We start from the raw sequence: 25,003 nt of genomic DNA on the forward strand, positions 1-25,003 counted from the left end.
TTCATGGAAGTGATCTTCCTTTTGTACAGGATAAAGAAGGGGTACGAATTGATGTAAGCGGGATCATGGAACAAAAAGCAGATACTATCGTGGTGCTGACTTTAAAAGAAGATGTAAAAGCTGCTGAGGCTCAGGAAATCTATTTTACAGGAAAAGCGTAAAAGAAAATCGCTTCACAGTGGGTACACTGAAAGGGCAAGGAGGAAAATAAAATGCAGTATGGTGTGGCGTATTATCCCGAACACAAGACAAAGGAAGAATTACAGCAGGACCTGAAGCTATTAAAAGAGTCTGGAATCAACACGGTGCGGATGGGAGAATTTGCATGGTGTAAAATGGAGCCGGATCCAGGGGTGTACCAGTTCGACTGGCTGGAAGAGACAGTTACGGAATTAGGGGAAGCAGGAATACGCAGTATAATCTGCACACCCACTGCATGCCCGCCCGCATGGCTGGTTTATGCACATCCGGAGGTACTTTATGTGGATAACAGAGGCGAAGTCAGACCGTTTGGTGGACGGAGATTCTATTGCTATAATAATCCCGTTTACCGGGAATATTCCAGGAAAATTACGGAGGAAATCGGCAGGCGTTTTGGGAAGAACCCATACGTCTCCGGGTTCCAGATCGACAATGAACCGGCGCAGGAGGCTTCCGGACGCTGCCACTGTCCGGTTTGTAAAAGTAAATTCACAGAGTATTTAAAAAACAAGTATCAAACGATTGAAGAATACAACAAACGAAGCGGAAATATTTTCTGGGGTCAGGATTACAAGAACTTTGAGCAGATAAAGCCCCCGGTAAATACCATTGAAGTAAGTGCGGAACAGGCTCTGCCGGTTTATTTTGAAAATCCTACTCTGCGGCTGGAATTTGAGCGGTTTGCCAGTGATTCCCAAATAGAGTACCAGAACCTTCAGGCGGACATTCTCCACCGGTACAGTGATTATCCGGTTACGACTAATGGAACCGGACTTGCAACCAACAGCATTGACTATTATAAGAGTACAAAGAATCTGGATGTCTATGGATTTGATTTTTATCCGGGGCTGCGGGATGCTGCAGTAGATTCTTTTCCTTATGCATTTGCCAGAGGGGTTAAGGAAGGAAAGCCGTTTTGGGTTATGGAATTTATGTCAGGCGGAGGTCATCGCTTCGGGGGATCCGGTAGAGTGCAGCCTAATCCAGGGGCGCTGAAGCAGGCGGTCATCCAGTCCTATGCCCATGGCGCGGAAATGATGCTGCATTTCCAGTTTCGGACATTTCCATTTGGGGCAGAGCAGCTGAATTATGCCATCGTAGATATGGATGGGGTACCCAGAAGAAGATATTATGAAATGCAGGAAACTGCCAGGGTACTGGAACAGCTAAAGGATTATGAGAAAGCAGATTTTGTAAATGAGATTGCTGTCTGCGTAGACTATGATGTGCACTGGGCATTGCGGATTAAACCTGTGAATGATCCGGATTTTAACTATCTGGATTATGCAGGAAGAATGTACAATTTACTGGAGGATGCCGGATACAACGCAGATGTAATTGGGTACGATGCAGACTTTTCCGGTTACAAATTTCTTGTAATCCCGTCTGCATTTATAGCTGACCGCAGATTCCAGGAGAAACTGCGCAGATATGTGGAAAACGGAGGAATCTTGTTATCTACCTTTTTAACATCTGCAAAGAATGAGGATAATGTGGGATATACAGATTCCCTTCCGGCAGGGTTAAACGACGTGTTTGGCGTAACCGTAGAAGAAGTGGAACCGGTATTTGAAGGAAACAGAACGAAACTTAAATTAAACCTGGGAAATACCGAACAGGTGAGTCTGGATGGTATGTGGAGCGACTTGTTAAAAGGGAATGCAAAGGCAATCGGAACCTATACAGAAGATTATAAAACCGGAGCCATGGCTGTCAGCGAACATACATATGGCAGGGGGACGTCATGTTACCTGGGGACAGATGTAGACGATGAATCCATGATGCAGCTATTCGCTTACTTCTGCCAGAAAGCCGGAATTGAGAAGAATCCGGTATGCCCGCAGAAGAGAGTGGAAGTGATTCATAGAAGGCTGGATGGTGTGGATTATTACTATGCGATTAACTTTACCGCAAAGGACACCAGTCTATTGTTAGACGAACCAATGGAAGATGTGCTGGGGAATTGTACTTATCAACAGGAGGTTCCTTTGGAAAGAAATGGTTTTGCGTTATTGAAGAGGATGAGAGGGCAGTCAGCTCTGCAATAAGCAATAGGTAAAAGTGTGAACGAAGTACACACTGCTGATTTGGGAATAGCACAAGGCAGCTTATGCTATTCAGAAGGGATAAATATGAATAGAGAAGTGAGCCATATAACCAGGGTGGTGATAACGCCGGACGGAAAGCTTAGAGCGCCTGGAATGGCAATTATGAGCAGGAAAGATTATGAAACGGTGGTACAGGATCAAAATACTAAGGAAGAGATCTCCTTTACTTATGGAGGCGATCCTGTTATTACGCAACAAGGTTTTGAATTTCGAAACCGGGAAATTTTCCAGTATGTGATTGAAGGGAAAAAAGCTAAAATTATAACAAAGAAAACCATTGACGGTGAGCGTTCTTTTATTGAAAATGCCGTCAGTGTCAAGGTGGGCGATGCTTTTTCGGGAGTTCTTAAATTTGAGATCGGGGAAGAGGAGGCCATCTACGGACTGGGTCAGCAGGAGCAGGGAAAATATAATTACCGCGGCGTGAAAGAATACCTCTATCAGAATAATATGCAGATTCCTATGCCGGTATTTTTGTCTTCCAAAGGATATGCGATTCTTTGCGATGCAGACTGTCTCATGACTTACGAAGAGGCAGATAATATTATTACCCTGAATTTTGATGCGGTAGATCAGATGGCATATTATGTAATTACAGGAGATCATTTTGATGACCTGATTGCAGGTATCCGGGAACTTACCGGAACTGCAGTCATGCTGCCACGCTGGGCATTTGGCTATGTTCAGTCCAGAGAACGCTATATTACGCAGCAGGACATCTTAGATACCCGGGAGGAATTTGAAAAACGTGATATCCCTGTTTCCTGCCTGGTTTTAGACTGGAAATCATGGGCAGAGGGACAATGGGGGAATAAATTTGTTGACAAAGAACGCTTTCCCGATTTAAAAGAAATGACGGACAAACTCCATGAGAAGGATACGGCTTTTATGATTTCTATCTGGCCAAATATGAATAAAGGCTGTGATAACAATCAGGAAATGCTGGATGCCGGCAAGCTGTTGGCAAACCTTTCTACTTACGATGCTTTTGATCCTGAAGCGAGAGATCTGTACTGGAAGCAGTGTGAAGAGGAATTATTTAAATCCGGGGTAGATGCGTGGTGGTGTGATTCCACAGAACCCTTTACTCCTGACTGGAATGGCCTGGAAAAGCGTGCAGAAGAGGAACGTTATGAGCTTGCAAGAGAGAATCTGACAAGATATTTTGATGCGAGAAAAGCAAATAACTATGCCCTTGTACATGCGAAAGGAATTTATGAGCATCAGAGGGCGGCAAGTAATAAAAAAAGGGTAGCGAACCTGACTCGTTCCGGTTCACTGTCCATCCAGCAGTACGGTACCATTTTATGGTCGGGAGACATCATGGCAACCTGGGATGTATTCAGGAATCAGATCGCAGAGGGATTAAGCATGTGTATGTCTGGAATTCCCTACTGGACATTGGATATCGGGGCATTTTTTGCAGGCTCCACGCAGGGATTCAGGCGTTTTTGCGGCACAGAAGAAGGAGAAGCGCCCTGGTTCTGGCATGGCCTTTTCGAAAAAGGAACGGATGATTTTGGATATCGTGAATTGTATACCAGATGGCTGCAGTTTGGCACCTTCCTTCCGGTTATGCGTTCTCATGGAACCGATACCTTGCGGGAGCCATGGTATTTTGGGGAGCAGGGAACAAAATATTACGATACAATCGTGGAATATATCAAGCTGCGTTATGAAATGCTTCCATATACATATTCATTGGCGCATAAGGTTGAGTCAGAAGATTATACCATATTCCGCAGCCTGATGTTTGATTTTGGCAAGGATATTCATGTGCGGGAAATATCCGGAGAATTTATGTATGGTCCTTCTTATCTGGTTTGTCCGGTGACCCGGGCTATGGAATATGGTCCGGAAAATACGAAGCTGAATGGGAAGACCACCTGGAATGTTTACCTCCCGGAAGGAAGCAGCTGGTATCACGCAAAGTTGAAAAAGGCATATATGGGCGGACAGAATGTAGAAGTGGAAGCACCTGTAAACTGGCAGCCGGTATTTATAAAAGCGGGTTCCATTCTACCGTTAAGTAAAAAAAATACGAAGGATGGCGTGGCAGATACCATCGAAGTCTACGAGGGTCAGGACGGCAGTTTCGAATACTATCTGGACAATGGTGTGGATTATCAATACGAAGAAGGAAATTTTGCTCGAATTCTGATGCGTTATGAAGATAAGGAAAAATTGGTCATAATGGAGAATGTTCAGGGAACTTATTCTTATCCCCGGGAATTGCATGTGAAGTTTTTCCGATTGGATGGTGAGGTGTCTGGAAAACATATTTGTTATGAAGGTAAGGAGATCCATATAAGCTTTTCTGATATAAAAGAATAATAATTGAATTGACAATTATATTAGTCGGTGTTATCCTATTTGTATAAAAGGAATAACCGCTCGTGTATGGCAGTTTTCCTCAAAATGTATGATAAAAAACTACCCTGTTTGACGAGAACAGGGTAGTTTTTATTTTTTCTTGTCTATATAGCCAAGGAGTGTCAATAAAAACCCGCCAAATAGTAACAATATCTGCCTTATTCAGCCAAAGCTTTTACTTCCTGATACTTCTGTAAATCCACGTACAATTCCTGCGTATAAGGATTACGTTTTGTTTTTCGTATTCTATAAATCATATAGACCAGTACGGCTGCATTTGCTGTCAGTGCCAGGGCACTTACGATATTATAAATGACCGGATTATAAGTAGAGTTTACGCGGAACATACTGTTATCCTGAAATGCAGGGAATGTCTGAGCGAACATACACCACAGAGCCAGGGTATGTGCCCGGTGTTGAAGCCACGCGCCTTTGCCCAGAGTAAAGGCACAGACGGTAGGAGCCAGCAACAATGCGAATCCGCAATACCAGGCATGATGGGGCAGACAATTATAGGTATATGCAAAATTCCACAGATCATAGGCAATGATCCAGAACCACAGCATATCCGGCCACAGCATATCCCGGCTGCCGTCTTTTTTTGTTTTCTTGCGGATGCAGATTCCTATCCAGCCGCTGATTGTTATAATATTTAAAATACCGGCTGCAGCATTCATGTAATTCCACGGTCCTCCCAGCAGTTCATAAAAAGTACCGGTTGTACCTTTTTCTAATACGTTGGTAAGAGCAGGGAATGTCATTCCAACTTCAATATCTCTTGCACAAGCTTCTAAAATATTGATTGCAAGGATCAGCGGTGGAAAACAAAGAGCGATCTTGTTATCACTAAGCCGCCATTCTCTACCTTGTTTATCTTTTCCCTTTACGTAACGTATGCACCAGAAACCAATACATCCGGCGGTGGAAGAGTAGACTTTTGCCAGATGAAACCAGTCCGTATAAGACTGGCCTTTTAGTGCCGTAAACCATAATATTGTCAGACCTATGGGCAGAATAACAAAACAGAAAAATCCTGCCTTTTGAAATCTTCTTGATATTTCATTCAAAAGAAATAAAATGATAAATACTAACAGCCATACAGCCCACATCATCGGGGCAGAACTCCCATTAAATGTAAACATATTTTCCCTCCATCCATATTGCAGGTTCTATCATAAATCCCTGTTAAATTTTTTCCTCATCCGGTTCAAATACCTGTATTTCTCTGATATTTAATTCCTGGCCGGTTACCATAACGCATTCCGGTGAACCGCAGTCCGGACAGACTTTACCCCTGTTCAGATATTCATATACGTTACCGCATGCTTTGCACCGAACAGTTGCCACAATGATTTCCACGTCTAATTCTGCATCTTTTAGATCGGTGCCATCTATAGCGGCAGGCCAGCATTCTCTCAGATATTTGGGTACGATAGTGGATGCTTCGCCTACTTCCACAACCACAGCTGCGATATCTGGTAATGCCAGCAGGTTCTCCACAGCTGCCAGTTCTACTCTTTTTACAATTTCAAATACAATCCCCAGCTCGTGCATAGCCCACCAATTACTTTCCGCTCAGGGCACGTTTCACCTTTTTAATCGCAATCCTGCCCTTTCGCTTAACAATCTGTTTTACTACCACTGGTTTCATCTCTGTAAATTCCACTCCCTTTCCGTCATAGCGGCGTTCCAGGTGTATGGCATCAAATTTACATTTAGTAGTACACTGCCCGCAGCCCACACACATATACTCATCTACCAGTGTAACTCCGCAGCCTAGACATCTGGAAGTTTCTTTTTGAAGCTGTTCCTGGGTAAATGTTCCTCTCAGGTCCCGGAAAGTTGTTTCAGACTTTAAGGATGAATCCAGTGTATCCGGTTTCTGCCTGGGCGTGTGGTCGTAGTTTTCCAGGATAGCCTGTTCCCGGTTCAGTTCTTTATAATCCCGCCGGTCACGTCCGTTTACCAGTGACTGCCCGGGATGTACAAACCGGTGTATGGATATAGCACCCTGTTTGCCCGCTGCAATTGCGTCTATAGCAAACTTTGGCCCAGTGAAGCAGTCGCCCCCTGTAAATACATCCGCCTGTCCGGTCTGGTAGGTGAAGTCATCTGCCTGTACTGTCATATTCCTATTGAATGTTGCTGATGCATCCTTTAAGAGATCACCCCACTGAATGGACTGGCCAACCGTAACTAAGATATTGTCTGCTTTCACAGTTATACAGTCGTTCTCATCATACTTGGGAGCGAAGCGATTATTTTCGTCAAAGACTGAAATGCACTTCATGAATTCCACTCCTACCGCTTTTCCATCTTCCGTAAGTATTTTTTTGGGTCCCCAGGAATTGTTGAGTACAATCTTTTCCTCCTCTGCTTCTACTATTTCTTCTTCAGATGCGGGCATCAAGTCCCTGGATTCCAGACAATACATCTGGACATCGCAGGAGCCAGTACGGACTGCACTGCGTGCCACATCAATGGCGACATTTCCTCCGCCAATGACGATTGTCTTACCGGAGAGTGTTACTTTTTCACCGGAATTTACCTTTTTCAGGAATTCAATACCGGTAGTAACTCCCAGGGCCGATTCCCCTTCAATGCCCAGTTTTCGTGCACCCTGGGCACCGATTGCCACATAGAAAGCATCATAGCCCTGTTCACGAAGCTGGTTCAGGGTAATATCTTTTCCTACTTCCACCCCGGTCTGAAATTGAACACCCATTTCTTCTAAAACAGCAATTTCTGCGTCTACCACCTCTTTACCCAGCCGAAAAGCCGGGATACCCAATGTCAGCATTCCGCCCAGCTGCTGTTCTTTTTCATAAACGGTAATGGTATAGCCATCCAGTGCCAGAAAATAAGCACAGCTAAGGCCGGCAGGTCCCGCTCCGATAATTGCAATTTTTTTGTGGGAATAGTCATGGCGTTTTTTCGGGATCAATCGATGTTCTTCCTGTAATTCCTGGTCAGCTATAAACTTTTTGATTTCGTCAATTGCAATGGGTGAATCCACCTCGCCCCTGGTACATGCCTGCTCACAGCGACGGTTACAGATCCGTCCGCAGACAGCAGGAAACGGGTTTTCCTTTTTAATCAGTTCCAGTGCTTCCTGATAGCGTCCCTGAGCGGCTAACTTTATGTATCCCTGAATTCCAATGTGAGCGGGGCAGTTTGTCTTACATGGAGAAGTTCCGGAGTCCACCACATTTTCCCGGTTTGTCCGGTAATCGGGATTCCATTTATCCGGTGTCCATTCTTCATCCCTTGGAGTGGATACGGTGGTTATATCTGTGATAACTGGAGCCTTAGAACAAAGCTTTTGTCCAAGCTTCAAAGCATTCACCGGGCAGTTTTCCACACACTGACCGCAGGCAACACATTTGTCAGGATCCACTTTTGATACATAATTAGAACGGATCATATCGACATTTTTGAACATTTCGGCGGTTCGCATAGAGAGACAGCCGCACCCACAGCAGTTACAGATCGCATGGGTCTTGCCCGAACCATCGGTATTAGGAATTTCATGCATTAGTCCGTTTTCTTCTGCGCGTCGAATAATATCAAAGGCTTCCTCCCTGGTAATCTGCCGTGCACGGCCTGTTCGGATATAATATTCTGCAGCATGACCCATCTGTATGCACATATCTTCTTTTAAATGTCCGCAGCCTTCTCCCATGACTTCCCGGTCGGTACGGCAGGAACAGTCTGATACCGAAAAAATATCATTTTCATTCAGATACCTGGAAATCTCTTCATAATCCGCCTTCCTGCTTTCGCCGTCAATGGCTGATTCGATAGGAATAACACGCATAAGTCCAACGCCTACAGGAAAAGAACCGGAGCTCATGGGACCGCGGACACGACCATAAGCCTCCATGGCGTAGCTAACAATGGGATAGTTCTTAATATTATCACGGTTATTTACGATCATCTCCATTGTTCCGGGAATCCATGTCTCTGTCCAGAAAGTATCCTCGCCATTGATGTTATTTACAAAACAGGCACCATATACCGCCAGCTTCATAAGCTGTTCATGGCAATATGCTTCCGGTTTTCCAAGGATGCGGGCAACTTCCCCGGCAGTTTTCTTCTCATAGGAGCCCAGAACAATTCCAACCTCGGCCATTTCATCATCTACACCGGCCTCCAGGATGACATATTCCGGGTCTGTCCATTGGATAGAGCCTTTCCCACCGGGTTTTACGCCTGCTTTTTTCCGACCGATAATATTTGCAAGAGTCATAACCTTTTCGTTATACCGGCATTGATATCCGGGAGGGAATGCCATTTTAACTAAATTTTCCATATGTTTCGCTCCTTCCATATTGATTCCCCTGAATAGCACAAGATGACTAGCACTCCATCCTGTCGCTATCATTACTGTCTGGATGGAGCACTTGTGCTATTCCTTAATTAGTAGTTTGAAATGTTTTTAGTTTTAATTTGTTACATATTTAAAAGAGTATTATTCCTCCAGCCATTTTGCCACCTGACCCAAAAGCCATTTGGTCCATTCTTCCATTCCTTCTCCGGTACGTGCAGATATGGGGATTATGATGATGTCTGGGTTTAATTTTTTTGCCCTCTTTTTGCAGGCTTCCAGATCAAAATCAAAATAGGGAAGCACGTCTATTTTATTGATCAGCAAAACATCACATACTTGAAACATCAGCGGGTATTTCAAAGGTTTGTCATCGCCTTCCGGAACGCTTAAAATCATGGCATTTTTCGCTGCTCCGGTGTCAAATTCGGCTGGGCATACCAGGTTTCCCACGTTTTCCAAAATCGCCAGGTCGATATCCGCTGTATCCAGCGCTTCCAGGCCCTGTCTGGTCATTTCGGCATCCAGATGGCACATGCCTCCGGTATGAAGCTGTACCACTTTTACACCTGTTTTTGCAATGGTGAGGGCATCCACATCAGAGTCAATATCCGCTTCCATGACTCCTATTCGCATCTTCTCTTTCAGAGCTTCAATCGTTCCGGCCAGTGTAGTTGTTTTCCCGGAGCCTGGTGAAGACATCAGGTTCAAAAGAAATGTTTTTTCCTTTTTCATGCACTGCCGGAGCAAATCAGCCTGCTGGTTATTATTTGCAAAGATGCTTTGCTTAATTTCATAGACTTTTACCATATTCGCTTCCTCCATCCTTGTTTTTTTACTTTCTTTTTCTGGTTCAACCAGGGTTTGTTATAATTATAACATTCTTACATGGAAGACGTCAATAATTACCATAATTAACGTCAATATACACAAAAATTGCTTGCTCAAATGTACAAATCCATGATATTATAATTTATATTATCTGGTTCAACCACATATGAAAGGTGTGAAGTAAAATGTTTAAAAAACTGGTATCACCTACGCTGAAAGAATTATTTATTCAGGAAATGGAAGGGATGATTTTATCAGGAGAGCTGGCAATCGGTGAGAAGCTGCCCCCGGAAAGGGAATTGGCTGGGAAGATGCAGATCAGCCGCTCAGTTGTAAATGACGGTATTGCAGAAATGGCAAGAAAGGGATTTTTGGAAATTATCCCACGGCAGGGAACCTATATTGCTGATTTTCACAGAAATGGTACGCTGGATATCCTGGTCTCCATCATGACTTATAATGGTGGCAGGCTTCCCAGGGATGAAATTCGCTCCATACTGGAGCTGCGCGGTGTTCTGATGAAGTTTTCCCTGGAGTCGGCCATACCCAGGCTTACAGAAGAACAACTGGTACAGCTGACTGACCAGTGCGGGGCATTTCGTCAGGCTACAACTCCGGAAGCGGCAGCGGCAGCAATCTATGATTTTGACCATATGTTAAGCGGATTTTCCGGTAATACGCTGCTGCCACTGTTTTTCTGCTCATTCAAGGTTCCCATCACTGTTTTGTGGGAACGGTATTTTATGCGCCATGGAATGGACGGGATGCATAAAAGAAACATGGATTTATTAAAACATATGGAAAATAAAGATATTGCGGCTGCGAAACAGGTCATAGATGAGTCTATTCGTTCTACTATAAGCGGAAGTACGGAGATTTATACCACATAAAAAATGCGGCCGGTAAAAGGCCGCATCATCATCATTTTCTATTTTAAACAGGAGGAATGTCCAATTCTATTTGATATCGTCTGGCAAAACCGGTGGTATATAAAATGCAATGCGAAATCCGCAGCCATCATTGCCGGCCTGTGGGATGAGACAGGAGGCCTCTCCAAATACCAATTTCAAACGGGTATTCACATTGGAAAGGGCAAATCCATTATCTTCGTTGCGCTTCATTACCGGCTGACTGAGTTTTTCTTTTAACAATTCCAGTTCTTCCGGTGTAATGGAAGAGCCGTTATCTTCCACAGCCAGTTCTAACATATCCTTTGAATCTCTCTGAACCGAAGTGACGGTTATCGTCAGCATGTTGTCATCCCGGTCTAAAATCAGCCCATGGACAAAGTAATTTTCGATCAGCGGCTGAAGGGTATTCTTGGGAATGCCGTAAATCTTCAGTGCATTATCTATACAAAATTCATATTCAAAATTCCCAAACCGATACATATAAAGATTGATCAGGTTCTCACAGAGATTCAGCTCTTCCCCGATGGAGACATAGAGATTCCGGCGGGTCTGGTTCCGATACATTTTGGAAAGCAGCAGCAGCATCTGGGAAGCATCATTATAAAGCCCTTTTACAATCTGAACCCGGATCTGTTCCAGTGCATTGTAGAGAAAATGGGGATTGATACTGGTCTGCATGGCGTAGAGTTCCGCTTTTTTCTGGGATATTTCGTAGACGTATGCTTTCTCTACATTCCGCTGCAGCTCATCACACATTTTATTGAAACTTACCGTGATCTGTTTGAACTCATCATTACTGTTTGGCAGCGGCAGGCGATAATCCAGATTATTCTGACCCACGCGGCTCATACCTGCCTGAATCGTCTTTATTTTCTTATTGGATATCCGCATTGTGATAACGTAGAGGAGAATGGAAGCCAGACAGATCACAAGTGCAAGGATGGCAAGGATCACCAGGGTAAAACTTCCGGCTACAGCTGAACGGGGCAGCTGGTAGTTGGTATAAAAATCATACTTTCCATTAAATATGGAGGAATAGAAAAGGCTGGTGCCATTTTTTGTAAATTCTGCAACCGGAAGCTGGACACTATTGGTTGTGACTGGGTGTTCCCCAGCCAGAAGCAGATTGGAAGAATCCAGATATTCTCCGTCAGAAGCATAGATAATATTCTTCTGCATGTCGGTTATGGAGAAAAGCCCCCTTTCATCCAGATGTGCATCTGCAATTGCATTGGTAAATTCTGCGGTAGAGTACAGTATCACCATCTGCCCTAAGGTAACGAGATTTTTATTGGAGTAATCAAATATGGTACTGCTAAGCCCATAGACATGTTCTGCAGGCTTATCGTAATTACTGCTTAATGAATCAATCTGAGCGTCCGAAAGAATCTGCAGATCATAGGAGGTGAAATCAGGTGCAGTGCCGTCAAACTGCAAAGGTACCAGTGTATCATAACTGACATTATACTGATATAGTTTACCGGTATTCGTGATCAGCAGGATTCCACGGCAGAACTGGTCGTAACGGCAGATCTCAGACAGCATGCGGATTACCGACTGTGCCGTATTATAGTCGTTATCATAATCTTTCTGATAGAGACTGCAAAGCGCCTGGTAACGGGAAGTACTGGAAAATACGGGAGACAGAGTATTGGCTAGTGAATTTTGTTTTGTAGTGAGAATGGATGAAAGGTTGTTTACCGCAATATCATAGTTCTTTAAATACTCCGATTTTTCCTGATCCCGGATTAAAAAACTGCATAAAGAAAGAAGAACAGCCGTAATGGTGCAGACTGCGGTTATGCAAATTAACATCATTTTAGAATAGTATCCGCTTGTGATTTTTTTCAGCATGAAAGAGCCCCCAAAACTGTTCTATGAAAATTCAGACGAATCTGATATACTGAATTATAACAGCCGGCACAATAAAATGCAAGAAAACAGGCGTAAGTAAGGGATTTTAAGAGGATTACGAAAATGAAAAAATTGACGTTAAAGAAAATACAAAAAGCTGTAATGTGGCTTCTGGTATCCGGTGCATGTCTGATGACGACATGCGTGATCGGCGGGTGCAATACAACTTCTGATTCCTCCGGAGCAGGAAAAGCTGAAGAAAACAAAGATGAGACGATATTAACCGCATTTGTACAGCAGTCAGTAGCTTCTGATGATGGAATATGGGAGGGCTGGGGCGCACAGAAGTTATATGAGGATACCAATATCAAAGTGGATTTCTATGCCAGTGGAAATGAGGTAGAGCAGAAGTTAAAGCAGTACATGGCGGCAGGGAATTTACCGGATATCATTGGGTTTCGGGATCTGGATGAGGCACAGCTTCTAATGGATGCAGATTTGCTGCTTCCCCTGGAGGAATATGAGGAATCACTGCCTTCTATATTTAACACAAAAGAGTATCAGAGTGCCATTGCCTATACCATGGAAAATACCAGTAATGACACGGGAAAACTGTTCTTTATGCCCACTTCTATCGGACCTGTTTCCTATAATGCGTATAACTGGGTGCCGCTTCTGCAATGGGATGCTTATAAAAAAGCGGGAGCGCCAAAGTTGGATACCCTGGAAGATTACCTGGATGTGGTTGAAAAAATGGTAGCAATAAAGCCGGTTACGGATTCCGGCGAGAAAGTTTATGGATTTTCCCTGTTCTCGGACTGGGATAAATATTCTGCATTGGAAATTGCATCACTGTCCTACTTTTATGGAATCGACTCCGAATATGTATCCACATTGATGGAAACCAATATTTTGACGAAAGAGACAAATTCCATCTTAAGGGAAGACAGCTTTTATAAGCGTGCTTTAAAGTTTTATTTTGAAGCCAACCAAAGGGGACTTTTGGACCCGGATTCTGCTACCCAGAGTTATAGCAACCTGGAGAAGAAATACAGCGAGGGAAGAGTCATGTTTTCCTGGTTTTCCTGGCTGTGGGGAAATTATAACAATGTCTCATCCGGTCATGTGAATAACGAGGAAAGGCCGGATGGCTATGCTAATGTACTGGCGTCGGATATGAAAATATACGAAGCACCGGATCAGGTAATCGGGCGTAACTGGTATTTTGCCATAAGCAAGAACTGTAAAAATGTAGAAAAGGCATGCGAATTCTTAAACTGGCTCTATGATCCGGAAGTGGAGCAATACCTCTATAATGGACCGGAAGGAGGTGTCTGGGAACGCAAAGCGGATGGTGAGCCTTATGTGACGGAAAAGGGCTGGGATGTAATAAACGAAAAAAATGAAGATCTCATGCCCGTAGAAGGCGGCGGATCGTTCCAAAACGGGGTATATCACTTTAATGGATTGGGGCTGCAGGCGTCCACCCTTATGGAGGACGGTTATACCATCAGCTACCGTTATTGGCCGTCCAGCCTGAATGTGGATGAAACCCGGATGCAAAAAGAAGTAAACGAAATGCTGGGAAATGACGTTCTGGCGGAATACCTATATGAAAATGATATGGTTGCCAAGTCTACCATAGCGGTGAATATGATCCCTCCGGTATCCGATGTTATGGAAAACAAGATTGCAGAAATCGGAGAAGTAGTCCGCGGTGATTCCTGGGATCTTGTTTATGCTAAAGATGAGGCGGCTTTTGAAGAACTTTGGCAGAATATGGTGAAGAAGGCAAAGGATCTGGGAATGGATGACGTAGAGCAGTATTATAAAAAGGCCTGGAAAGAAGCGATTAAAAAAGCTGCCGAGTTTGAAAATAGGTTGGATTGAAATCGTACGCTTTTCTAAAAGCGAATATCCGTTGTCCCCCGCTCCACGATTTCCCCGGTGATTATTGCCTTGGAAGGCACCTTTTTACCGGACAGAACCTGCATAAGCATTGACACCGCATTGATACAGGAGAACTCCAGACGGTTGTCCAGGGTCGTGAGTTCCGGTTCACAGCAGATTCCCATTTTAGAATTATTATAGCCGGTAATACATACATCTTCCGGTACTCTGCGCCCCAGACTCTGTTCATATTTCAACACGCTGATTGCCATATCATCGTCGGAGGTGATGAAGATATCGTGTTCTTTGAATGCAGGGTCAGATAACAGAAAATCCCTGGTAGAGAGAATATCGCTGTTGGCGCAGAGATATTTTGGTTCTTCAATGCCGAAATCTTTGCAGGCTTTGAGAAAGCCATTCAACTTTTGACGTCCGCTGTAAGAGAGGGAGCGGTAGAGATAACAGGGAGACTTTCTGCCGCTTTCTAAAAGCTTAGTGGTCAGCTGGCAGATCGCCTGGGTGTCGTCGCAGAGGGAGCAATAGATGTTGTCGCCCTGGAGATATCCGTTTACAATGATCAGAGGAGCAATCTTTGCAGCATCCAGGAGATACTTATTCTGCTTTGGATTTTTCTCTATGTAACTGGACCCTGCCAGTATGATAGCATCCACTCTTTTTGACAGAAGCAAATTCAAATACTTTTCTTTTATATCCAGATCATATCCGGTACAGCAGAGAATGGAGTCATAATCGTGTCTGCGCAATTCCCGTTCCAGAAAATAAATGGCATTAGCCAAAAAGCTATCCGAAGAGTCAGCGCATAAAATGCCGATGGTATTCATTGTATTTAAACCCAATCCCCTGGCGAAGATATTGGGGGTATAACCTGTTTCCTGAATGACAGATAATACTTTGTCCCTTGTTTTGTCACTCACATTTCCGCTTCCGTTTAAAACTCTGGAAACTGTGGCGATAGATACGCCTGCTTTTTCTGAGATGTCATAAATATTCATAACGCTTCAGCCCTTTCTTTTGCAGTAGATCTTATTAAAATCCGCCATTCTGATAAGCTCTTGCTATCACGTAAGAGGGTTCATAGTAGGCGCTGCAGTTATAGTTATCAATAATGTCACAGATTTCATCGTTGTAAACCCGCAGCAATGCATCAATATTATACATTATATCTTATTTTTTAAATTCATCCAACCCTAAAATGATCTGACTCAATGAAAGGTAAGGACAAATTTTATAATATCTCTAGAAAACTATAAAAATTCAACATTCCTATTTCCATTCCATTGACAAATAGAAAAAAAGAATATAGGATGAATGTAAGCGCTTACATAACTAATCAGACTGTTATTAAACGAAGCATAAATGAGATATTTGAGTAACAATTCAGACAGGTATGCGCATTTACTGCGCATACCGTACGAAAACCTGGGCCTGCTGGGATCCAGCCCTTTGCCGAAGGCGAATTTCAATGGGCTGGATGCGTAACAGTTCAGACTTGTCTGAACTGTTACATATTTGGAGGAAAGAAAAGGAAATGATGGATAGAAAATTTGACACATCACTGAGAGATTCTCAGGGAACTGTGGTTGAACTGGTGTGTCCGGAAAGGTTCGATCTGGAGGCATATGCCGATTACGAAGAAAAACAGTTGGAAAAGAACCGTGCTTTTCTTAAGAAAGAGGAAGGGCTTTTGGTTTACCGGAGGGTAAGGGCAGACGGTGTATTTTATGACAAATGCAGGGATTATAAAGAATCTTTGGCACTGCAGCTGGGAGCTTTAAAGCTCAGTATGGCATATGAGGCAGATATTGCCAATTTTCTGGAACCCTGGTATGGGATTGGATATATTGCATCCAGCTTCGGAGGGAACTATATCTGGGAAGAGGGGCAGGCGCCCAATGTAATTCCTCCGTTTGAAACCACAGCAGATATTTTGGACAGTGATTTCATTCCCTTAGCCAGAACGGAGACCGGAAAGCATATTTTAGAGATGACAGAATATTTCATGGAGAAAACAAAGGGAAAAGTACCGGTTTCCCTGACCGATGTACAGTCCCCCATTAACATGCTTACCTACCTGCTTCCGGTGACGAATCTATTTTATGATGTTGTGGATGAACCGGAACAGGTGAAAAAAGCGGCGGGACTGGTCACAGACCTTTTGCTGGATTTTTTAAAGGAGCAGAAGAAACTTCTGGGCAGTGCATGGGCAGGTCCGGGACATGGATTTGCCTCCAGCCGTGCATTCCGGGGAATTGGACTTAGCAATGATATGTCAATCATGGTTCAGGATGAAGACTATGAGGAAATATTCAAAAGTGCCGATGAGAGGCTGGGGGAGGCATTTGGCGGCGTGGTGTACCATTCCTGCGGAGTCTGGGAATCAAAGATTGATATGGTGAAACGCTATCGGGATATTTTTATGGCTGATGGTGCATTTTCCATTGAGACAGATCCTTCTCCAAATTCCCCGGAGGTCTTTGCAAAGGGATTTGCAGGCAGCGGCATCGTGCTGAATGCCAGGGCAGTGGGGGATGCAGACCATGCATTTCCGGTTTTTGAAAAGCTGTGGAAACCAAAGCAGAAGCTGATCTGCGTAACCTATTGTAAGACGCCAAAAGAGCAGCAGAATCTTTATGAAAAGCTGCATAGAATGGAGGTATCACAATGAAATACGATATAACCTTTCATCCTTCCTGGTGGCATGCCCATGCAGGAATCGACTTTACCAGGGACTTTTTTGACAATCCCCAGTATCGGATGGAATGCGATATAAAAATGCGACGTGCACTTTACGATCATTTTGGTGATTTTGGTCTGGGTGAAAAAGCACCAATGAAGCGTCCTCTGCTTGGGACGGATCTGTTAGCAGCCGGTTATCTGTATTCAGAGCTGATGGGCTGCCAGGTAAAATATCAGGCAGATAATTCACCTCAGGTCATATGCCGTGAACTGGATGAAGATGATATAGGTGAGATTTATGCACCTCAATTGGAAACAAGTGAAGTGTGGCAGCGGACTCAGAAACAGATTGATTTTCTTCTGGATCAGTTTGGTTATGTGGAGTCTTATATCAATCTACAGGGGATACAGAATATCTCCATGGATCTTATGGGGCAGGAAGCCATGACTGTATTTTATACGGCACCGGAAGAAGCCGTACATCTTCTGCAGGAAATCACAAATCTTTCAATTTCAGTGGGAAAACGCCTTAAGATGCTGTCAGATGACATATCAGGAGGCGTTACTGCTATAGTGAGAAAGGTAAGTCCTGATGTCTATCTGACATCCAATTGTTCGGTAGAAATGATTTCTAATGAAATGTATGAAAAATTTCTCCTGCCATGTGACCGGAGAATGGCAGAAGCATTTGGCAGTTTTGGCGTGCATCACTGCGGAGGAACCATGGAACATGTGGTGGAGGGCTATCAGAAGATTCCCAACCTGGAATTTGCGGAAGTTGGTGCTTTTTCGGATTTAGCCCTGGTGAGAAGCAGGCTCCCAGGCGTATTTTTAAATGCCAGGTACAGTCCGGCGCGGCTTTTGGAAGCCACAGAAGAGGAAATGATAAGGGAAGTACAGGCACTGGCAGCCGCAGGGCAGGAAAATGGAGGATTGCTATCCATATCCTGTGTTGGAATAGACCAACATGCGACGGATGATAAAATAAGATCTTTCCTGAAGGCGTGTCAGGAAACAGCAACTGCCTAAAGGACATGTCAGGAGGCAGGCGGAGCAATCCGATACTTACTGGGAGAACAACCGATGGTATCCCGGAACAGCTTGGAGAAATAATGGGGATTGCTGATGCCGATCATGATTCCAATGGTATTCACCGGCAGGTCCGTACTGCGCAGCAGTTCACAGGCTTTGTTCATACGGCAGCCGGTAATATAGTTGTTCAGGAAGGAACCGGTCTTCTGATAGAATACCTTTCCAAGGTAGTTGGGAGACAGGTGGATCATATCCGCCAGGCTCTGAATGGACAGGTTTTCGCTTAAATGTGATTTTATATAGGCAATCACAGTTTCCACGTATTCATTGGAGTTACTAACTGCCATCGTATTAAATGGCAGGGCATATATCCATTCCAGAAGAGAGGAGGCAATCCTGTCAAGGTCGTCCTTTTTTAACTCCCGCTCCATCAGGGCAGATACCATACTGCTGTTATCATATTCAATAAAAGAGAGTAAAATTGTAAATACACTTTTTTCCAGAGATCTGTAATTTGTACAGGAAAAAATAATTTCCCGGATAATGGCTTCTGATTCCTCTTTTCGAAATGAAAAGACAGAGGACATTAAACGTTCCGCTTTAATTTCCATATTGGCGTTATTTGCAGCATTTCCACAAGGCTGGCAGCTGTAACAAATGGATGTACTGCTGCCGGTAAAGTCCCGTATGTGTACGGATTTATCAAAGATAAATTCATTACAGGTCAGGCAGGCTTCGTTAACCGCCCGGTAAAGCCGCAGGGCCGGTCTGGTAAAGGGAGCGGATATACCGAAATAACAGGCTTGTTTTGTATAGTTGAGCAAAGTCTTGTGCAGTTCCCGGGCTATGGAATGTACTTTTTCCGCATCGGAAGCATCCAGCAGACAGAGAATAAAGTCATCCTTTTTGAATAGCTGACAGGGGATCTGGCAGCGTTTCAGGATATTCAGTATGATATTGTGGTATAAGTTCTGATTGATGCTGTTATGATTATGACGGTCGTGACGTACTGCGATTACCATCTTGGGACAGTCTGCCAAATGGTGCTGCTTCAGATATTTTTCCAGACTGCCCGTATCGGAAGCGTCGGTGAAAACGTCTGAGAAATTCTGAAAAGACAGCTCTGAATCAGAGGTTTCGGTCTGTCTGGTGTCCGGGTAGGATGCTTTGATTTTCGGCAGAATCGCAGTCAGGTCATCATTTTTAAAGGTAGACTTGCACAGATACAGTTCAACGCCATAACGGATAGCCTGCTGGGCATAAGCAAAATCATTATAGGCAGAAATAATAATAAATTTTACTTCGCTATCCAGCTTTCGGATTTCATCCATCATTTCCAAACCGCTTACCGGGGACATGCGAATGTCGGTAATGATCAGGTAAGGATGATATTTTTCATAGAGAGCAAGCCCTTCCTGGCCGTTTGATGCATCTGCTGCGATATAAAATCCGCAGGCATTCCAGTCTATCAGTGATTTCAGTCCTACCCGGACCAGAAATTCATCTTCGACAATCATTACAGGAATCATTTTAATCAACCTCCTTGACAGTTTCTGTTTGAATTGGCTGGGTAACGATTACTTTAGTCCCAATATGGAGTTCCGAGTGGAACGTGATGCCATATTTCTCCCCAAACCAAAGCTGAATCCTTTTGTTAATATTAGTAAGCCCAATGTTATGTACGCCCTCTGCCAAAGAGCTGGGCAGCTGGCATCCGTCAAAAGAAATACCCTCTCCATTGTCCTCTACTTCATAGATCAGTGCATCCTCGGACAGATAAGCGCGAATGACAATTCTTCCATAATCTGATGCATCTGAAAAAGCATGATAAAAGCAGTTCTCAACCAAAGGCTGTATCAGAAGCTTTAGAGTCTTGCATTTTTTGGTTTTCTCCTGAGCTTCAAACAGGATATCAATGGAAGCATTATAACGGAATTTCATAATATCCACATAACAGGAAACTTCCTGCAGTTCCTGTTCTACCAAAATAAATTCATTGGGATGGCTGCTGGTAATCTGAAGCAGGGTGGAAAAGGATGAAATCATCTCTGCTATCTGGGGGGAATCCTGCATAAGTGCCAGCCAGCGGATAGAATTCAGTGTGTTATAGGTAAAATGCGGATTAATCTGGGCCTGGAGTATCTCAAGTTCTGTTTTTCTTTTTTCTTCTTCAATATTCTTAATCCGGCTGATCAGGTCGGAGATTCTGTGAAGCATATCATCGTATCCGTCTATCAGGACGTTAATTTCCGCTATCTGTGAAGTGTAGGGATCAAATGTAAAATCACCTTTTGCACTGCGCTCCATGGAACGGATCAGCGGAGTAAAGGACCTGGTAAATACCCGGCTCAGGAAGAAAGTTAAAATCATGCTGATCAGCAGTGCAAGCAGAACAATGATCACGATCTGCTGGTAAATGGGATAGAGATCCTTTCTGGTGGCATCTTTGGGTGTCAGGGAAACCAGTGTCCAGTTGGTGAATGGATTGATTTGTTTTGCTAATATATAAGTAGTGTTCTTCAGTTTAATGTGAGCGCCGGTATCATAGTCATTTAAGTTGGTCAGATGATTCTCAAGCAGATCCTGCTTACTGGTATTCTGGGTATAGAGCAGCGTATTTCTGGAATCAAAAGCCGAGATAATGACGCCGTTATTGCCGTTGATATTTTTCAGGCAGTTCTGGAGAAGGCTTGCATCCAGTAGTACCAGCAGTACACCGGGGGATTTTGAAATCAGGGTTCGGCAAAAGGATTGTGCATAGATAAAATAATTTTCATCATAGGTGAGGATAACCTGATCTTTTTTACCTTCCAGCACGTCCTGAAACCAGCGCTCATCCCTCAGTGCAGTGTAATTAATCGGTGAAAAACTGTCATGTATAAAAAATACTTTCTCATTTTTATACAGATAGATATTCCTTATATATTTGTAATAATTAGATGAAGTGGCAAGTAGCTGCTGTACTTTTGATTCATTTTGCAGGCGGGTAAACTGGTTTGGATGGCTGGTGGAAAGATTCACGGCTCCCGTTAGTTCCGAGTTATTTTCCAGTATGGAGCCTAAGGTTGCCACATCATAAAAGATCATAGACAGCTGTTCATTTGCCTGCTCAAATACCTCTTCGTATTTTGTGGTGGACATCTGGTGGAAAATGTCGGTAAAGTACGTTGTAATACTGATACTCACCGTGGCTAAAATTAAGATAATGATGCCGGATGCCGATGTAAATAAAATCTTCATAAGGGAATAAGTCTTCTTATGCATATTGCGCCGCCTATCGTTATATTTCCCATAGCAGCTGCCAGTATAAAATATGGAACTTTTTTGGGGCAGTTGCTAAGGGGGAAAATTGACTTTAGGGAAATGATAGCATAAGAAAAGACGGGATACAAGGTTTGAGAAATAATGACATTAGATATTTATACAAGTGTGTTGATTTTTATAAACCACCGCAAAAGAAATCATTTAAATCTGTAACCCATGATAAAACAGATGGATGAATTTGGTAAACATCCCAGTTAGTCTCTTTATTTCATAAGACGGGGCAGTCAGATATAATAAAGATATCTTAACAACGAACAACGGCCAAGGTAAAGGAATGTATGCGGTCAAGAGAGAAAGAGAGGATGAAGGATATGAAAAAGAAAAAACTGATGTCTTTGTTACTGGTTTCGGCAATGGTGTGTACCATGGCAGCGGGATGCGGGGGAGGAAAAGAGGCCTCCGGTTCTTCCGAGACAAAGGGAGATACGAAGGAAGCTTCGGGGAATGAAACGAAAGAAGCGTCCGGAGAACAGGAAGACAGAGTGCTGACGATGATGAACTATATTGATCCTGCGAATACGGATGACCCCATGCAGTCTGTAGTGATCAAGCTGTATGAAAAGTTCACGGAAGAAACGGGGATTAAGATTGAATATAATGTGGTTCCCTGGGATCAGCTGGAATCCAAAATCGTGATTACCAACCGGGCAGGAGCACCCAGTGACCTGGTAGCGGTCAGTTCCCAAAAGCTGGCGTCCCTGGTAAACAGCGGAGCACTGATGCCTTTGGATGAAATGATTGACGAGAGTTATAACCGGGATGATTTTTCCAACGCTGTCTGGGCAGCGGGCACTTACAGCGGGGATAATAAGGTTTATTGTATGCTGCAGTCTGTACATACAAGGGGAATCTGGTATAATAAGGATTATGTGAAAGAAGCGCCGAAGACCTGGGACGAAATCGTAACAGCCGGACAGAAAGCCATGTCAGAAAATGAAGGAGTCTATGGTTTTGGATTCTGGGGCGGCAAACATTATGCCTCCGGTGAAACTGCAATCGGACCTTTAACCTGGGCAGGAGGCGGAAAGCTCACCAATGATGACGGAAGTGCGGCGTGGGATAATGATGCGGTGGCGGATGCCATTAAGTTTATGTCGGACTGCGTAAATGAAACTAAGATAACACCAGAGACCTGTTTGTCTGTCAGCGATTATAATGATGTTACCCAGCAGTTTGCAGCAGGAAATATAGCAATGATCTTTGACGGTTCCTATGCGAAACCTACCCTGGATGCATCGGATCTTGGAAAAGAAGGAAAATTTGACTTTGCTCCTGTTCCCGCGAAGACAGAAGGCGGTCCCCAGCCGCATTTCTCCAATGGCTGGGCATGGGGAATTCCAAGTAAATCCAAACAGCCGGAGCTGGCATGGGAATTTATAAAATGGTTTTCACAGAAAGAACAGCAGCTGGCACATTCTAAAGCAGAAGGCGGACTTCCCATCACAATCGAGGCGCAGCAGGACGAGATGTACCAGGAGGGACTGGAGAAGAAGTTCATTGATAATCTGAATAACAACGCCCATAGCATGGATCCTTTTGTATACTATCAGGAAGGACTGGAGGAGTTAGCAGTAGCGGGAGCAACCTACTGTCTGGATCCTGGCAGCGATTTGAGAGCGGTATTGAAAGAATCCCAGGAAGCATTTAACCAAAAATACTATGCGGAATAAGTAGAAGCATGTGTCTGCAGAATAAGTGCGGACACATGCGGACTTTTCTATCTATGCATATGAGCAATGTCAGGAGGAAGGTATATGTTCCATACAAAGAAGAAATCCTATCTGCCCTATTTTCTGGTAGCTCCGGTCTTTTGCGTTCTCTTGTTGTTTTCCTATCTGCCCTTTCCGTATACGGTGTATCTGTCTTCCCAAAATGTCATGCCGGGAACCGGGGAAATGGAATTTGTGGGACTTAAAAATTACAAGATGATATTTAAAGATCCGAATTTTTGGGAGAGCATGAGAAATACCGGGTATTTTGTAATTGTGGCAACGGTTGTTGTGATTGTTCTGGGGGTTATCGCAGCCCTGATTTTAAACAGTAAGATCAAAGGGATGGGGGTCTATATGACTATCTTATTCATTCCCTGGATCGTATCGGATGTAGTAGCAGGTTTTTCCTGGAAATGGATGCTGAACGCGGATTTTGGTGTTCTGAACTATCTGTTTGAACCCTTGCATTTAAAGGTGAGCAATCTGATTACCAAGCCTGAATATGCCATGATTGCGGTTATTATGGTCACTATGTGGAAACAGCTGGCGTATTCCACCATTCTGCTTCTGGCTGGACTGCAGAATGTATCGAAGGAATTGTTAGAGGCGGCTAAGCTGGATGGATGCTCCGGTTTTCAGGCATTCTGGTATATCACGTTTCCTATATTCAGTCCGATTCTGCTGGTAACCACACTGCTGGATATTATTAATTTTATCAGTCAGTCCGGTATGCTGCTGGTGCTGACAAATGGAGGGCCTCTTCGCAGTACGGAGACGCTGGCACTCTATATGTTTAAAGAAGCGTTTACCAATTTCCATCTGACCAATGCTTCTGCGATATCCATGGTACTGGCTGTAATTAATATCATGATTGTTTTCATTTATTTCTATATCAATAAAAAAAGCAGAGAGTGGGTGGATTAGGTATGGCAGGAAGCATGAAAAATAAGAAAATGAAGAAGAAAATATTTACAGCAGTGAAGCATGTGATCATGATTCTGATTTCCGCCTATATGCTGGTGCCGCTTTTATGGGGATTTCTTACTTCTTTAAAGCCCCAGAATCTGATTTTTACATATCCGCCGAAATTTTTTTCCGGGCTGACTCTGGAGAATTACAGGCATGTATTTGAAACCCAGAACCTGGGACAGAATATTCTCTCCACCCTGGGGCTTGCCTGCATTTCTACGGTAATTGGAATATTATTTGCTACCTTTGCAGCTTATATATTCTCCAGGTATAAATTCCGGGGTAAAGGCTTTTTTATCGGATTTGTAGTATGCCCCATGTTAATACCGGGGCTTGTAAACCTGATTCCCCTGTTTACCGTCTATACAAAACTGGGGCTGGTTGACAATTTCTTTGGATTAATTCTGCTGTATCTGCCGTCCGTGATGCCATTTTCCATCATGGTTTTGCAGAATTATCTAAAAGCAATTCCATTTACCCTGGAGGAAGCCGCAATGATCGACGGATGCAGCAGGTTCCAGCTTTTGACGAAAATAATCCTGCCGGTTATTCTGCCTGGTGTGATTGCAGTTGCCATGATTTCCTTTGTTACCATTTGGAATGAGTTTATTATTACCTTAATCTTTACAACAGGCGGAAATCTGCGGACGCTGACCATGGGAATGTATTATATGATGAGCAAAAATAATGTGAATTATGGTGCAGTCTGTGCGGTATCATTTGTGAGTATTGTTCCGGTTCTGATTATTTTCCTTATTTTCAGAAAGCAATTTA

19 protein-coding genes are annotated in these 25,003 nt (G+C 43.7%); 9 read left to right on the forward strand and 10 right to left on the reverse strand.

What is annotated here, in order from left to right; all coding sequences use genetic code 11:
• Window positions 1-212: 212 nt before the first annotated feature.
• Window positions 213-2,249 carry a beta-galactosidase gene (locus ACH2DQ_RS15045; RefSeq protein ID WP_394915097.1) on the forward strand — a complete coding sequence of 679 codons (2,037 nt, stop codon included), beginning with the start codon at window positions 213-215 and terminating at the stop codon, window positions 2,247-2,249.
• A gap of 84 nt (window positions 2,250-2,333) precedes the next feature.
• The gene (locus ACH2DQ_RS15050; protein ID WP_395027296.1) at window positions 2,334-4,643 is read left to right on the forward strand and encodes a TIM-barrel domain-containing protein; all 2,310 of its coding nucleotides are present in this window, start codon (window positions 2,334-2,336) and stop codon (window positions 4,641-4,643) included.
• Window positions 4,644-4,772: 129 nt separating this feature from the next.
• On the opposite strand, the gene ACH2DQ_RS15055 is transcribed toward ACH2DQ_RS15050, so the two are convergent.
• The 5 genes from ACH2DQ_RS15055 to hypB form a co-directional block, all read right to left on the reverse strand.
• Window positions 4,773-4,844, reverse strand: a complete 72-nt coding sequence (locus tag ACH2DQ_RS15055) for a putative holin-like toxin (protein WP_394915145.1) — start codon at window positions 4,842-4,844, stop codon at window positions 4,773-4,775.
• Entirely contained in the window at window positions 4,841-5,824 is a 984-nt protein-coding gene (locus ACH2DQ_RS15060) for a DUF5692 family protein (RefSeq protein ID WP_394915099.1), read from the reverse strand. The genes ACH2DQ_RS15055 and ACH2DQ_RS15060 overlap by 4 nt, the downstream gene beginning before the upstream one ends.
• 43 nt (window positions 5,825-5,867) lie before the next feature.
• A complete protein-coding gene (locus tag ACH2DQ_RS15065; RefSeq protein ID WP_394915100.1) occupies window positions 5,868-6,236 on the reverse strand; it encodes a hydrogenase maturation nickel metallochaperone HypA in 369 nt (122 codons plus the stop codon).
• 10 nt (window positions 6,237-6,246) lie between these two features.
• Complete coding sequence (locus ACH2DQ_RS15070) at window positions 6,247-8,994, reverse strand: FAD-dependent oxidoreductase (protein WP_394915101.1); 2,748 nt, start codon at window positions 8,992-8,994, stop codon at window positions 6,247-6,249.
• A 159-nt stretch (window positions 8,995-9,153) separates the two neighbouring features.
• Window positions 9,154-9,819, reverse strand: coding sequence for a hydrogenase nickel incorporation protein HypB (gene hypB / locus ACH2DQ_RS15075; RefSeq protein ID WP_394915102.1), 666 nt, complete (start codon window positions 9,817-9,819; stop codon window positions 9,154-9,156).
• A 206-nt stretch (window positions 9,820-10,025) separates the two neighbouring features.
• Here hypB and ACH2DQ_RS15080 point away from each other — a divergent pair, with 206 nt between their 5' ends.
• Entirely contained in the window at window positions 10,026-10,730 is a 705-nt protein-coding gene (locus ACH2DQ_RS15080) for a FadR/GntR family transcriptional regulator (protein ID WP_394915103.1), read from the forward strand.
• A 66-nt stretch (window positions 10,731-10,796) separates the two neighbouring features.
• Here the strand turns inward: ACH2DQ_RS15080 and ACH2DQ_RS15085 are convergent, their stop codons facing one another.
• On the reverse strand, window positions 10,797-12,605 hold the full coding sequence (locus tag ACH2DQ_RS15085; RefSeq protein WP_394915104.1) for a sensor histidine kinase: 1,809 nt from the start codon (window positions 12,603-12,605) through the stop codon (window positions 10,797-10,799).
• Between the two features lie 123 nt (window positions 12,606-12,728).
• Between ACH2DQ_RS15085 and ACH2DQ_RS15090 the strand changes: the two genes are divergently transcribed.
• The gene (locus tag ACH2DQ_RS15090) at window positions 12,729-14,495 is read left to right on the forward strand and encodes an extracellular solute-binding protein (RefSeq protein ID WP_394915105.1); all 1,767 of its coding nucleotides are present in this window, start codon (window positions 12,729-12,731) and stop codon (window positions 14,493-14,495) included.
• Between the two features lie 14 nt (window positions 14,496-14,509).
• Here ACH2DQ_RS15090 and ACH2DQ_RS15095 read toward each other — a convergent pair whose 3' ends face one another.
• Together ACH2DQ_RS15095 and ACH2DQ_RS15100 are read right to left on the reverse strand one after the other, a co-directional pair.
• Window positions 14,510-15,508 (reverse strand): LacI family DNA-binding transcriptional regulator, encoded by a 999-nt coding sequence (locus ACH2DQ_RS15095; RefSeq protein WP_394915106.1) that lies wholly within the window; start codon window positions 15,506-15,508, stop codon window positions 14,510-14,512.
• 34 nt (window positions 15,509-15,542) lie between these two features.
• The gene (locus tag ACH2DQ_RS15100; RefSeq protein ID WP_394915107.1) at window positions 15,543-15,674 is read right to left on the reverse strand and encodes a hypothetical protein; all 132 of its coding nucleotides are present in this window, start codon (window positions 15,672-15,674) and stop codon (window positions 15,543-15,545) included.
• A gap of 370 nt (window positions 15,675-16,044) precedes the next feature.
• Between ACH2DQ_RS15100 and ACH2DQ_RS15105 the strand changes: the two genes are divergently transcribed.
• Together ACH2DQ_RS15105 and ACH2DQ_RS15110 are read left to right on the forward strand one after the other, a co-directional pair.
• A complete protein-coding gene (locus ACH2DQ_RS15105; RefSeq protein ID WP_394915108.1) occupies window positions 16,045-17,181 on the forward strand; it encodes a uroporphyrinogen decarboxylase family protein in 1,137 nt (378 codons plus the stop codon).
• Window positions 17,178-18,221, forward strand: a complete 1,044-nt coding sequence (locus ACH2DQ_RS15110; protein WP_394915109.1) for a uroporphyrinogen decarboxylase family protein — start codon at window positions 17,178-17,180, stop codon at window positions 18,219-18,221. The genes ACH2DQ_RS15105 and ACH2DQ_RS15110 overlap by 4 nt, the downstream gene beginning before the upstream one ends.
• Window positions 18,222-18,229: 8 nt before the next feature.
• On the opposite strand, the gene ACH2DQ_RS15115 is transcribed toward ACH2DQ_RS15110, so the two are convergent.
• Window positions 18,230-19,753, reverse strand: a complete 1,524-nt coding sequence (locus ACH2DQ_RS15115) for a response regulator (RefSeq protein WP_394915110.1) — start codon at window positions 19,751-19,753, stop codon at window positions 18,230-18,232.
• A gap of 1 nt (window position 19,754) precedes the next feature.
• Window positions 19,755-21,488, reverse strand: a complete 1,734-nt coding sequence (locus ACH2DQ_RS15120; RefSeq protein ID WP_394915111.1) for a sensor histidine kinase — start codon at window positions 21,486-21,488, stop codon at window positions 19,755-19,757.
• A 371-nt stretch (window positions 21,489-21,859) separates the two neighbouring features.
• On the opposite strand from ACH2DQ_RS15120, the gene ACH2DQ_RS15125 reads away from it, so the two are divergent.
• From ACH2DQ_RS15125 to ACH2DQ_RS15135, 3 genes are all read left to right on the forward strand, one after another.
• On the forward strand, window positions 21,860-23,218 hold the full coding sequence (locus ACH2DQ_RS15125) for an ABC transporter substrate-binding protein (RefSeq protein ID WP_394915112.1): 1,359 nt from the start codon (window positions 21,860-21,862) through the stop codon (window positions 23,216-23,218).
• Between the two features lie 84 nt (window positions 23,219-23,302).
• On the forward strand, window positions 23,303-24,184 hold the full coding sequence (locus ACH2DQ_RS15130) for a carbohydrate ABC transporter permease (RefSeq protein WP_394915113.1): 882 nt from the start codon (window positions 23,303-23,305) through the stop codon (window positions 24,182-24,184).
• 2 nt (window positions 24,185-24,186) lie between these two features.
• A partial coding sequence (locus ACH2DQ_RS15135) for a carbohydrate ABC transporter permease (protein WP_395027302.1) occupies window positions 24,187-25,003 on the forward strand: 817 nt, incomplete at its 3' end.

The sequence above is a fragment of the Robinsoniella sp. genome (assembly GCF_034124845.1).